Below are 13,238 nucleotides of genomic sequence, written 5' to 3' on the forward strand. Positions count from 1 at the left end.
ACCGGACTCCGCCTCCCCACCACCCTCATCTTCGACCACCCCACACCCACCGCCCTCGCCACCTACATCCACACCCACATCCCCACCACCACGGAAGAGACCTCACTTTCCGTTCTGGATGAACTGGACAGGCTGGAAAAGGCACTCGCGAAACCCGCGACGGACCAGCAGCAGCAAGAACAGATCACGGCACGCCTCAACGAGCTCGTGCGGCGCTGGAACAGGGCCCACCAGGCGTCGGAGGAATCGCTCGACGACGATCTGACATCCGCGACCGACGAAGAGCTGTTCGAAGCCTTTGACAACAACTTCGCTTGATCCACGCTCCGTCAACGGAACTCCCTACGAGGTGACACGCATGTCAAATGAGGACAAGCTCCGCGATTACCTGCGCCGTTCGATGGCCGAACTGCGCCAGGCCCAACGGCGTCTGCGCGAGTTGGAGGAGGGACAGCAGGAGCCGATAGCCATCGTCGGAATGGCCTGCCGGATGCCGGGAGACGTGTCGTCCCCGGAGGACCTGTGGGACCTGGTCGCGTCCGGGACCGACGCGATCGTCGAATTCCCCGACGACCGCGGCTGGGACCTGGAGGGGATCTACGACCCCGATCCCGAGGTCCCCTGGAAGTCCACCGTCCGGCACGGCGGTTTCATGCGCGACGTCAGCGGATTCGACACCGAGTTCTTCGGGATCAGCCCGCGCGAGGCGCTGGCCATGGACCCCCAGCAGCGCCTGATGCTCGAATGCGCGTGGGAGACCTGCGAGCGCACCGGAATCGACCCGGCCACCCTGCGCGGCAGCCGCACCGGGGTGTTCGCGGGACTCGTCCAGTCGTACGCGCCTCAGATCAGCCGCCCGCCGGAGGAGTTGGAAGGCTTTCTGCTGACGGGCAGCACCGCCAGCGTGGCGTCCGGACGGGTGGCCTATGTGCTCGGGCTCGAAGGCCCGGCGGTGACCATCGACAGCGCCTGCTCGTCCTCCCTGGTCGCCCTCCACCTCGCCGCCCAGGCCCTGCGCAACAACGAGTGCGACCTCGCCCTCGCGGGTGGCGTCGCCGTGCTGTCCGAGCCCGACGGCTTCGCCGAGTTCAGCAGGCAGCGCGGGCTCGCCGCCGACGGCCGCTGCAAGCCGTTCGCGGCGGCCGCCGACGGGACCGGGTTCTCCGAGGGTGTCGGCCTGGTCATGCTGGAGCGCCTCTCGGACGCCCAGCGCAACGGCCGCACCGTGCTGGCCCTCATCCGGGGCAGTGCCGTCAACCAGGACGGCGCCAGCAACGGACTCACCGCGCCCAACGGCCCCTCCCAGGAGCGGGTGATCCGCCAGGCCCTGGCGAGCGCGGGCCTGACCACCGATCAGGTGGACGCCGTCGACGCCCACGGCACCGGAACCCGCCTCGGCGACCCCATCGAGGCCCAGGCGCTCCTCGCCACCTACGGCCAGGACCGCCCCGCCGACCAGCCCCTGCACCTCGGCTCCATCAAGTCGAACATCGGCCACACCGCCGCAGCGGCCGGCGTCGCCAGCGTCATCAAGATGATCCTGGCCATGCAGCACGGCACCCTGCCCCAGTCGCTCCACATCGACGAGCCGACCCCGCACGTCGACTGGACCGCCGGCAACATCAGCCTGCTGACCGAGCAGACCCCGTGGCCGGTCACCGACCACCCACGCCGCGCCGCCGTCTCCTCCTTCGGCATCAGCGGCACCAACGCCCACCTCATCCTCGAACAACCCCCCGCCACCGAGGCCGACACGGCCGACGACACCATCCCGGATCCGGCCGACGACGAGGCGACGGACGGACCGCACGTCTGGCTCGTCTCCGGCAAGTCCGCCGACGCCCTGGCCGACCAGGCGGACCGGCTGCACACCTTCGTCGCCGGTCGTCCCGACGTGGACGCCCGTGACATCGCCCATGCCCTGGCCACCACCCGCACCGCGTTCGAGCACCGCGCCGCCGTCATCGCCCACGACCGTACCGACCTGCTCGACGCACTCGCCGCGCTGAAGGAGGGCCGGCCCTCACCCCACCTGGTGACCGCCGACCAGCGCCCGCAGGCCAACGGCAGGACGGCGTTCGTCTTCCCCGGTCAGGGCTCGCAGTGGGCCGGCATGGGCCGCGACCTGTTCCGGACCAGCACCGTCTTCCGCGACCACATCCATGCCTGCGCCGAGGCCTTGGCCCCGCACGTCGACTGGTCGCTCCTCGACGTCATCCAGGACCACCCCGACGCGGCCTCCCTGGAGCGGATCGACGTCATCCAGCCGGTCCTGTTCGCCACCATGGTCTCCCTCGCCGCCCTCTGGCAGTCCCACGGCGTCCAGCCCCACGCGGTCATCGGTCACTCCCAGGGTGAGATCGCCGCGGCCCACATCGCCGGCATCCTCACCCTGCCCGACGCCGCACGCATCGTCGCGCTGCGCTCCCAGGCCCTGCGCCAGATCTCCGGCGAGGGCGGCATGGTCTCCCTGCCCCTGCCCGCCGACCAGGCCGAAGCCCTCCTTGCCCCTTGGACCGACCGCATCAGCGTCGCCGCGTTCAACGGCCCCGCCACCACCATCGTCTCCGGCGACACCTCCGCCCTCGCCGAGCTCGTAGCCGCCTGCACCGATCAGCACATCGACGCCCGCACCGTCCCTTCGGACGTCCCCGGACACTCCTTCTACCTGGAGAAGTTCCGCGACCGTCTGCTCCATGACCTGCGCGACGTCACCCCCCAGGTCGGTCACACCCCCTTCTACTCGACCGTCACCGGCGCCCTCGTCACCGACACCACCACCCTGGACACCGAGTACTGGTACCGGAACCTCCGCCAGACGGTCCGCTTCACCGACACCGCCAACGCGCTCATCACCGACGGCCACCACCAGCTCATCGAGATCAGCACCCACCCCGTCCTGACCACCAGCATCCAGGACATCCTCGACCACACCGACCACACCGACACCCCCACGCTCACCACCGGCACCCTCCGCCGTCACAAGGGCGACTGGGCCCAGTTCCTCGCCTCCGCCGCCCAACTCCACGCCCACGGTGCGCTCGTCGACTGGAGCACCCACACCGCTCCCGCCACCAAGCACCCCGTCGACCTGCCCACCTACGCGTTCCAGCACCAGCGCTACTGGCTCACCCACACGCCGACCACCTCGGGCGACGCCTCCACGTTCGGGCTCGACACCACCGACCACCCCTTCCTCACCGCGAACCTCGAACTCCCGGACGGCGGCCGCGTCTTCACCGGCACCCTCTCCACGAACACCCACCCCTGGCTGAGCGACCACGCCATCACCACCACCACCCTCCTGCCCGGCACCGCCTTCGTCGACCTCGCCCTCCACACCGGCCACCACACCGGCCACCCCCACCTCGAAGAACTCACCCTCCACGCCCCACTCCTGCTCAACGGCACCCACCCCCTCGACCTCCAGGCCACCCTCTCCCCGCCGCAGGACGAGCGCCGCACCCTCACCATCCGCTCCCGCCCCCACACCACCACTCCCGACGACGCGGTCGCCTGGACCACCCACGCCACCGCCACCCTCACCACCACCGGCCCCGCCGGCGACCAGGCAGCCGACCTGACCACCTGGCCACCCGCCAACACCACCCCGGTCGACGTCACCGACGCCTACCCGCTGCTGGCCGACCACGGCTACACCTACGGCCCCGCCTTCCAAGGCCTCACCGCCGCCTGGCGCGACGAGCACCACACCTACGCCGACATCACCCTCCCCGAGGACCTCGAAGCCGACGCCTTCGACATCCACCCCGCCCTCCTCGACGCCGCCCTCCACGCCATCGGCCTGGACACACTGGACGGCCGGCCGGGATCGATGCGGCTGCCGTTCTCCTGGTCCGGTGTCGACCTGTACTCCACCGGAGCCCGCCGCCTGCGCGCCAGGCTCACCCCGACCGGCCCGGACACCATCCGCATCCACCTCGCCGACGCGGGCGGCGCCCCCGTCGCCGCCATCGAGGCCCTCACCACCCGCCCCCTGCCGGCCGAGCAGCTCGCCGACCTGGCCTCCCGCCAGTCGCCGTCGCAGCCGCTGCTGCTGGTGGACTGGACGACGGTCCCCGTCGCGGCCGAAGCGGCATCGCCCTCCGCCACGTGGGCGGTCCTCGCCGGCCGGGTCAACGGCGCGGACTCCGGCTTCGGGCAGGTCCCCGTGGCGGACCTCGGCGCGGCCGGCTACGCGGACCTCGCCTCGCTGCGTACCGCGATCGAGGCCGGTGCGCCGGTCCCGGACCTGGTGCTGCTGCCCTACGCCTCCGCCCCCGACGGCGACGGCCCGGTCGGCGGGGCGCACACGGCGGTCCGCGAGGTGCTGCCGGTCGTCCAGGAGTGGCTGGCGACAGAGGCGTTCACGGCGTCGCGGCTCGTGGTGGTGACGCGCAACACGGTCTGGGGCCGACCCGGCGGGGACGGGTCGATCTCGCTGGCGGACACCCCGCTGTGGGGGCTGCTGAGGTCGGCGCAGTCGGAGCACCCCGGCCGGTTCGCGCTGCTCGACATCGACGACGCGACCTCCTCCCTCGGCGCCATGACCTCGGCCCTGGCCACCGACGAGCCGCAGCTGGCCCTGCGGGACGGCACCGTGTACGCGCCGCGGCTGACCCGCCTGGACTCCCGGAAGGCGCTGTGGGTGCCTGAAGGGGCCGCGGCGTGGCGGATGGAGCTGAACGGGGAGGGGACGCTGGACCACCTCACCCTGGCGGCGCTGTCCACCGGCGACGACGTCCCGCTCGCGCCGGGCGAGGTGCGGCTCGCGGTGCGGGCGTCCGGGATGAACTTCCGCGACGCCCTCATCGCCCTCGGCATGTACCCGGGCGAGGGGGCCCACCTCGGCAGCGAGGCCGCGGGTGTGGTGCTCCAGGTCGGTCCCGGCGTCGACGAGTTCGTGCCGGGCGACCGGGTGATGGGCCTGGTCCCGCACTCCATGGCCTCCGAGGCGGTCACCGACCACCGGATGCTCGTCCGCGTGCCGGCCGGGTGGTCCTTCGTCGAGGCGGCCGCCGTGCCGGTCGTCTTCCTGACCGCCTACTACGGCCTGGCCGACCTGGCCCGGCTGGCCGCGGGCGAGAAGGTGCTGGTGCACGCCGCGGCCGGTGGCGTGGGCATGGCCGCGGTGCAGCTGGCCCGGCACTGGGGTGCGGAGGTCTTCGCCACCGCCAGTCAGGGCAAGTGGGCCGCGCTGCGGGAGATGGGGCTCGACGACGCCCACATCGCCTCCTCCCGCACCCTCGACTTCGAGGAGCTGTTCCTGACGGCCACCGGCGGCCGGGGTGTCGATGTCGTGCTCAACTCCCTGGCCCGGGAGTTCGTGGACGCGTCGCTGCGGGTGCTGCCGGAAGGCGGCCGATTCGTGGACATGGGCAAGACGGACGTCCGGGACCCCGAGGCGGTCGCCGAGGCGCATCCGGGGGTCGCGTACCGGAACTTCGACCTGTTCGAGGCGGGGCCCGAACGGATCCGGGAGATCCTGACCGAGCTGCTGGGCCTCTTCGAGGCGGGGGTGCTCCGGCCGCTGCCCGTCACGGCCTGGGACATCCGGCAGGCGCCCGAGGCGTTCCGCTTCCTCAGCCAGGCGCGTCACGTCGGCAAGATGGTGCTGACCGTGCCGCGCGCGCCGGCCCCCGAAGGAACCGTGCTGATCACCGGCGGCACCGGCACCCTGGGCAGCCTCCTCGCCCACCACCTGGTCGGCCAGGGGCACACCCGGCTGCTCCTGGTCAGCCGCAGCGGCCTCCGGGCCGAGGGCGCCGAGCAGCTGCGCAAGGAGCTGAACGACCTCGGCGCCGAGGTCACCATCGCCGCCTGCGACACCGCCGACGCCGGCCAACTCGCCACCCTCCTCGCCGGCATCCCCGACGAGCACCCCCTCACCGCCGTCGTCCACACCGCGGGCGCCCTGGCCGACGCCACGGTGGAGAAGATCACCCTGGACAGCCTGGACACCGTCCTGGCGCCGAAGGCCGACGCCGCCTGGAACCTGCACGTCCAGACCCGGCACCTCGACCTCGCCGCCTTCGTCCTCTACTCGTCCGCGGCCGGCTCGCTGGGGAGCCCGGGGCAGGCGAACTACGCGGCCGCCAACACCTTCCTGGACGCCCTGGCCCACCACCGGCAGGCGCTCGGGCTGCCCGCCACCTCCATGGCCTGGGGATTCTGGGAGCAGACGAGCAGCCTGACCGGGCACCTCAACACGACCGACCTCAGCCGCATCAACCGCAACGGCATCGCGCCCATGACCAGCGCCGAGGGACTGGCCCTGTTCGACCGGGCCCTGGCGGCCGGCAACGCCGCCCTGGTCACCGCGCACTTCAACCTCGCCGCGGTGAGGGATGCCGCCGCCGAGCTGCCGCCCTTCTTCCGGAACCTCGTGAAGGGCGGGCGCCGGGCGCTCGCCGCGACCTCGGTCGACGGCGGGGGGCGCAACAGCCTGACCGAGCGGCTCGCTCCGATGAGCGACCGCCAGCGCGACCAGCTGCTGGTCAACCTGATCCGCGACCAGCTCGCCGCCACGCTCGGCCGCATCGACCCGTCCACGATCGAGACGGACAGCGCCTTCAAGGAGCTGGGCATCGACTCGCTGACCGGCGTGGAGCTGCGCAACAAGCTGAGCGCCGACACGGGTATCCGGCTGCCGGCGACCCTGGTCTTCGACCACCCGACCCCGATGGCGCTCGCCCGGTACCTGCGCGAGCAGCTCGCGCCCGGCCTGCCGGAGGCCGAGCCGCCGGTGCTCTCCGAGCTGGCGGGCCTGGAGTCGGCCCTGGCCGGGCTGACCGAGGAGCCCGACGAGCAGACCCACGCCCGGGTCGCCCAGCGGCTGGAGGCGGTCGTGGCGAAGTGGAAGCGGCTGCGGACGAGCGAGGCCGAGCCGGAGCAGGACGTGGCCCGGCGGATGGAGTCGGCGTCGGCCAGCGAGATCCTGGACTTCATCAACAAGGAGCTGCGCGTCCAGCCCTGACGGGCGGCCCCGAGCAGGACGGCGAAGGGCCCCGGTCCAGGAGACCGGGGCCCTTCGCCGTGAGCGGACCGCCCTGTGCGCGCCCGAGGGACGGTGTCAGCTCCGCGGCGCGGCCGGCACGTCGTCCAGGTGCGCGGCGGCCGGCTCCGCGGCGGCCTCGGACCCGAACTCCTCCAGCCGCGTCTTCAGGTCGGTCAGCACGTCCGCCGCCTCCGCGCCGTCGATGACGCGGTGGTCGAAGGCGAGGCTGAGGCGCATCATCGGGGCGACGGTGATCGATCCGTCCCGGACGACCGGGCGGTCGGACATCCGGCCGACGCCGAGCGTGATGGTCGTGCCGCCCACCGAGTGGAAGCCGTCCACGGCCCGGTGCCCCAGCGAGGTGACCGCGAAGGTCCCGACCAGCTGCGGCCGCTTGCCCAGGCCGCGGATGCCCGCGCGGAAGGCCAGCCGTCCCAGCGGGACGGGCAGCCTGCGGAGCGCCCTGACCTTCGCGAACTGCGGCATGGTCTCCGGATCGCCGTCCCGGACGACCTCGATCTGCCGCTGGATGTCCGCCTGGTCGGCCACGTGCACGTCCGGCAGCACGGTGGACAGGACCACCCGCCGGCCGTTGACCGTCTTGTCGAACGTGACCTTGCCCGAGACGCCGGAGAACCTGGCGACCTTCGGCGCGAACGTGCCCCGGACGGCCGCGTTGGCCTCGGGGTGCGCCGCCAGCACGCGTCCCGCGGCGTGGACGATGTAGGAGACGAGGGAGAGGTGCTCCCCCGCCGCGCGTGCGGCGGCCCGGTGCCGCCGCACGGCCGTCATGTCGACCTCCGTGTCCAGGAAGACCGGGGCGAACGATCTGATGTGTTCGAGGAAGTACAGGGTGGGTCGCCGCTCCGGGGCCAGGGGTGCGGCGTTCACTGGGCCACCACGAGGGTGTGGAGCCCGGCGAGGCTGGGGGCCTCCAGCATGTCCGGCAGGGAGAGGCTCTTGCCCGTGCGCTGTTCCAGGATGGTGAGCAGCCACAGCATCTGCACGGAGTCCCAGCCGGGCAGTTCGTCGAAGCTCAGCTCGACGTCCTGTTCCGTGAGGGGGATTCCGAGCTCGTCGCGGACGATCGAGACGAATTCATCGATGTTCATCACATTCCACCTACAGTTCCTCGTGGAGCGACACGTGTTCCGGTCGGTCGGGTATCTGACGAAGGTCGTGGCGGAACACGAGCGCGGCCCCGTCCTCCGCCGCGGGTGTGAATCCGTAGCGCGGATAGAGGTCCTTCACCGCGCCGTTCTTCTTGGTGGGGCGGTAGGTTCCGTACACGGCCTGGACGCCGTCGGCCTTGGCCCGTTCCAGGACGGCGGCGAGGGCGGCCTGTTCGATGCCGCGTGAGAACACCCGGCAGCTCAGGACGAAGTTGTCGATGTGCAGGATGTCCCCGTCCTGCCTGGTGAACACGGCGCCGACGAGGCCGTTGTCGCCGAAGCGGTCCCCGGAGTGGATCGTCAGCACCCGTGCGGCCGGGTCGTCCGCCAGTTCCCGGACCTGGGCCTGCTGGAGGCGGCGGGTCGTGAGGTTGAACTGGTTGGTGCGCAGGGTCAGTTGCGACACGCGCGGGATCTCGGCGTCCTGGACGGCGGCCAGCCGGACGGTGACCTTCAGTTCGCGCAGGAAGTCCTGGACCGAGTCGAAGCTGTCCAGGAAGTCCTTCCGGACGAGTTCCTCCTGGTACCTGACGACCCGCCGGCGGTCCTCGACGGTCAGTACCGGGGTGTCGAACCAGCCGTCCCGCAGGATCTTCCCGACGTGCAGTGCGGGGTCGCCGTCCACCCGTACGACGGCGACGCCGGGCAGTTCGCTCCGGACGAGGCCGCATTCGAGGGCGCTGTCGTCGACGAAGACGAAGCTGTCCACGCCGAGGTTGAGCGTCTGCGCGAGTTCGGTCAGGTTGTCGTGCTTGGGGCGCCAGTTGGCGATGATGCGGACCATGTCGTCCTCGCGCAGCACCGAGTCCTGGCGCTCCCGGAAGGCCTCGCGCACCAGCGTGATCTCGTTCTTGCTCACCACCGCGACCAGGACGCCCTGGGAGCCGATCTGCTTGACCACGCGCTGGACGCCGTTGAACGCCTCGCCCTTGGGGCTGCCGGACAGTTCGACGCCCTCGACGCCGTCGTCGCCGAGCACCCCTCCCCAGAGCGTGCCGTCCAGGTCGAGGACGAGGCACTTCTTGCTCCTCCCCGCGGTGTGCCGCGCCAGGTGGCCGATCTCCCTGGCGTAGCGGGCCAGCAGTTCGGCCGACAGGTGGGCCTTGGCGTAGGTGCTCATCCGCGGGTCGGTGACCGCGATGCCCTCGGCCACCAGCGGGTCCAGGTCGATCACGACGAGGCCGGGCGCCTCGGCCGCCATCCGCAGCAGCCGGGCGTTGGCCTCGCGCCAGACCGCCCCCAGTTCGCTCCTGGAGCGGTGGTCGACGAGTTGGGCGGTGAACCGCCGGGGCAGCGGCATGGTGTTGAGGACGAGCGTCCCGTGGGCGCCGGCCGTGAAGGCGGCCGTGATCCGCTCCAGGGTGCGGAGCTTGTCGTCGAGGACCCGTTCGACGTCGGCCGGCCGCCAGGGGACCGGCACCTCGTCGAAGACGATCATCGGATCGAGCACGCAGAGCGTCAGGTCGGCGCCGCGACGGTAGAGCTCGCTGTCCTGGTCCAGGAGGTCGAAGACATAGCTGTCGAAGTCGCTCACGAACGGGCGCAGGAGCAGTCCGTGCCTGGCCAGCTCGCCGGTGAGCGGCGGTACGAGCGTCGACAGGGTGCCGTGGCCGGTGACGGCGACGGTGACGGCCGTGCTGTCGGGATGGGCCTTCAGCACGTCGTCGGGGTCGAGCCGCGCGAGCTGGTGGCACGCGCGCGCGAAGTCCGCCGGTTCCGCCGCCGAGAGCAGACCGGCCAAGCGTGGATAACTCGCCACCGCCTGGCCGGATGAAAACAGCCGGAGCAGCTCATCTGTGATATCGGGCACGGAGCCCGAGGGCACGACAGGTTCCACCATTCTCCTCATTTCCGCCCGCAACGGAGGAAAACCGGTCGCCCACAGTGAGACCGTCCCGGCCCTTCCAGCGCGGATATCGTAGGTTTCCGCGCTAACAGCCATCTGTCACAAAGCTTCCAGCGGACCGGCCGGCGAGGCGTCCGCGCCTGGTCAAGGGCCGGTCGGCCGGCGCCGCGAGCCGCAAAAGAGACATTCCAGACCGGGAATGCGGACGGCGGCACTCGATGAACGCCCGAGTGCCGCCGATCGACGGTTCGCGGACCCGGCCCGGTGTCCGGTGGCCGGGGCCCCCGCTTTACAATCTCCAGTACTTGTGCGACCGTTCGCGATGTTTGTCCGAAGGGGCACGCTGCGATTGTCCGAAAGGGCAAGCTGCCTGCGGTTTCGGGTGGCGCAACGCGCTCCGCAGCCCCTTCGTGCTTGAATTCCCTTCAGATGTCCCCGAGAGAAGCCCGCCAAAAGCAGCCACGCCCGCTGCCCTGGAAGGTAACGAAGGTTCGTCAAATGCGATATGAGATTCTGGGGTCTTTAAGGATAAAATCGGGAGAGAAAGAGTTCGCTTCCAGCACTCGAAAAGTCGAGATCATACTGGCGACGATGCTCATCAGATCCGATCAGATCGTCCCGACAAAGGATCTCCTCGCAGAACTGTGGGACGAGGACCAGCCGAAGCACGCCTCGGCCAGTCTCTACGCCTACGTCTCACAGTTACGCAAGCTGCTCGCCCAGGCGAGCGAACGCGATGACATGATCGCCACACGGACTTCGGGCTACGTACTCCACCTCGGAGCCGACGAACTCGATCTCCACGTCTTCGAGCAGGCCCTCAAACGGGGCCGCCGCGAACTCGCGTCCGGCAGAGCGAAAGAGGCCAACGCCGCCCTCAAGGAAGCCCTGTCCATCTGGCGCGGGTCTCCGCTCGACGGTCTGCAGGGGGGCCCGACCGTCAACAGCTTCATCCAGCGCATCAACGAACTGCGACTGGAATGCCTGGAGATGCTGATCGTGTCGAACTTCCTCCTCGACCGCCACCGCGAGATGATCAGCCTGCTGTATTCACTGATCGCCGATCACCCGCACCACGAGGTGTTCTACCAGCACCTGATGCTCGCCCTGTACCGGTCCCAGCGACAGGCGGACGCCCTCCACGTCTACGAGCGGGCCCGCGCCCTCACCGACAGTCTCGGACTGCGTCCGGGACGGTCGTTGCGCCAGCTCCACGAGGCCATCCTCAACAAGGACAGGAGAGTCCTCCGCACCTCCTATCCAGCGAGTTGGACGCCCCGCTCCCTGTAGACCGGTTCCGGTTCCGAATCACCCTCACAGCCCTGCAAAGGCCGTACCCCTTCCTCGCGTCGGGCCTCCCCTCCGCCCTCGACATCGCCCGCTGAGGTAATCGTTCGACCATCAGTGTTCCAAACGCTTCTCGCATCATGCTTGCACCTCGCTAACCTCGCCGATCATGGACTCCGCCGGCCCGCCGGCCGGGGCCGTGGGCAACACGGCCCCGACCGGCCAGGAGCGGGATGTGCGACCCCGCGACCGGTGACCGGACGGCGTGCACGTCCGCGGAAAACCGTGCTTGTTCGTGATCGGTGTCCGCTGCTAGCGTGAGAATGCGTGTCGAAAAAGCACCCAGACGCCGCCTCCTCCGCACGCGGCTCCTCCTCCGCCGGCCGGTGTGTCTGATACGCGCCCTCTTTTCGTGAGCCCCCTTGTTGGCGTGGACAAACGGCTGTTTCCCCGGTACTCCGTCGAATTCGACAGGCCGGCCCGGCCGTCGCCTGTCCCAGTTCTCACCGAAATTCGACAGAGAGGTCCGTGATGCAGCACATCATCGAGGCGGTCGAGTCGCCCGAAGCAGTCTCCGAAGACTTCGCCGCACTGGAGATTCCCGAGTCGCACCGGGCGGCCGTACTGTTCCGCAGCGAGCGCGACATGTTCGAGGGCATACCGGCCCCGGAGCGCGACACCCGGAAGTCCATCCACCTGGCCGAAGTCCCCACCCCGGAGCCCGGGGTGGGCGAGGTCCTGGTCGCGGTCATGGCCAGCGCCATCAACTACAACACCGTGTGGAGCGCGCTCGGCTCGCCGGTGTCCACCTTCGCGTTGCTGGAACGCTACGGGCGCACCGGCGGTTCGGCCGCGCGCCACGACCGGGAGTACCACGCGATCGGTTCCGACCTGGCCGGCGTCGTCCTGCGCACCGGCCCCGGCGTCCGGCGGTGGCGGCCCGGCGACCGGGTGGTGGCGCACTGCCTCTCGGTCGACCTGGAGGGTTCGGACGGCCACAACGACTCGATGCTCGACCCCGAGCAGCGGATCTGGGGCTACGAGACCAACTTCGGCGGCCTCGCCGAGATCGCGCTGGTCAGGGCGAACCAGCTAATGCCCAAGCCCGAGCGGCTGACCTGGGAGGAGGCCGCCGGCTCCGGGCTGGTCAACTCGACCGCCTACCGCCAGCTCGTCTCCCGCAACGGCGCGGGCATGAAGCAGGGCGACAACGTCCTCGTCTGGGGCGCCAGCGGCGGCCTGGGGTCGTACGCGACACAGCTCGTCCTGGCCGGCGGCGCCAATCCGATCTGCGTGGTCTCCAGCGCGCGCAAGGCCGAGCTGTGCCGGGCGATGGGCGCCACGGCCGTCATCGACCGCTCCGCGGAGGACTTCCGGTTCTGGAAGGACGAGCGGACGCAGGACCCCAGGGAGTGGAAGCGGTTCGGCTTGCGCATCCGCGAGCTGACCGGCGGCGAGGACGTCGACATCGTCTTCGAGCACCCCGGCCGGGAGACCTTCGGCGCCTCCGTCTACGTGACCCGCAAGGGCGGCACCGTCGTCACCTGCGCCTCCACCTCCGGGTACCTCCACGAGTACGACAACCGGTACCTCTGGATGTCCCTCAAGCGGATCGTCGGCTCGCACTTCGCCAACTACCGCGAGGCGTGGGAGGCCAACCGCCTCATCGTCAAGGGCAGGATCCACCCGACCCTGTCGAGGACGTACCCCCTCAAGGACACCGGCCAGGCGGCGTGGGACGTCCACCACAACGTGCACCAGGGCAAGATCGGCGTCCTCGCCCTCGCGCCCCGGGAGGGTCTGGGGGTGCGCGACCACGCCCTGCGGGCCGAGCACCTCGACGCCGTCAACCGCTTCCGCACGCCCGCCCCGGCCGACGGCGCCGGGGGCGGAGCCGCGCCGAGCGGGCACTGACCGGCCCGCCCACCGTACGCAG

The 13,238-nt window shown here is 70.7% G+C and carries 6 protein-coding genes and 1 pseudogene; 4 read left to right on the plus strand and 3 right to left on the minus strand.

Going from position 1 to position 13,238, the window contains the following annotated elements; translation table 11 throughout:
• Both ACFZBX_RS00005 and ACFZBX_RS00010 read left to right on the plus strand, forming a co-directional pair.
• Positions 1 to 318, plus strand: a pseudogene (locus tag ACFZBX_RS00005) (beta-ketoacyl synthase); the annotation flags it as partial.
• 40 nt (positions 319 to 358) lie between these two features.
• Complete coding sequence (locus ACFZBX_RS00010; protein ID WP_391530352.1) at positions 359 to 6,976, plus strand: SDR family NAD(P)-dependent oxidoreductase; 6,618 nt, start codon at positions 359 to 361, stop codon at positions 6,974 to 6,976.
• Between the two features lie 96 nt (positions 6,977 to 7,072).
• On the opposite strand, the gene ACFZBX_RS00015 is transcribed toward ACFZBX_RS00010, so the two are convergent.
• From ACFZBX_RS00015 to ACFZBX_RS00025, 3 genes are read right to left on the minus strand one after another with little or no spacing between them, the layout of a single operon-like run.
• Positions 7,073 to 7,888, minus strand: a complete 816-nt coding sequence (locus ACFZBX_RS00015; RefSeq protein WP_391530353.1) for a 2-oxo acid dehydrogenase subunit E2 — start codon at positions 7,886 to 7,888, stop codon at positions 7,073 to 7,075.
• Positions 7,885 to 8,109: an acyl carrier protein gene (locus tag ACFZBX_RS00020; protein WP_380762188.1), complete on the minus strand. Its 225-nt coding sequence runs from the start codon at positions 8,107 to 8,109 to the stop codon at positions 7,885 to 7,887. The genes ACFZBX_RS00015 and ACFZBX_RS00020 overlap by 4 nt, the downstream gene beginning before the upstream one ends.
• A gap of 10 nt (positions 8,110 to 8,119) precedes the next feature.
• Positions 8,120 to 10,018, minus strand: coding sequence for an HAD-IIIC family phosphatase (locus tag ACFZBX_RS00025; RefSeq protein WP_391530354.1), 1,899 nt, complete (start codon positions 10,016 to 10,018; stop codon positions 8,120 to 8,122).
• A gap of 495 nt (positions 10,019 to 10,513) precedes the next feature.
• Here ACFZBX_RS00025 and ACFZBX_RS00030 point away from each other — a divergent pair, with 495 nt between their 5' ends.
• A complete protein-coding gene (locus tag ACFZBX_RS00030) occupies positions 10,514 to 11,305 on the plus strand; it encodes a BTAD domain-containing putative transcriptional regulator (protein ID WP_391530356.1) in 792 nt (263 codons plus the stop codon).
• A gap of 528 nt (positions 11,306 to 11,833) precedes the next feature.
• Positions 11,834 to 13,216, plus strand: a complete 1,383-nt coding sequence (ccrA, locus tag ACFZBX_RS00035; protein ID WP_391530357.1) for a crotonyl-CoA carboxylase/reductase — start codon at positions 11,834 to 11,836, stop codon at positions 13,214 to 13,216.
• Positions 13,217 to 13,238 lie beyond the last annotated feature (22 nt).

The organism is Kitasatospora sp. NPDC008115, assembly GCF_042957205.1.
In the GTDB taxonomy this organism is placed as follows: domain Bacteria; phylum Actinomycetota; class Actinomycetes; order Streptomycetales; family Streptomycetaceae; genus Kitasatospora.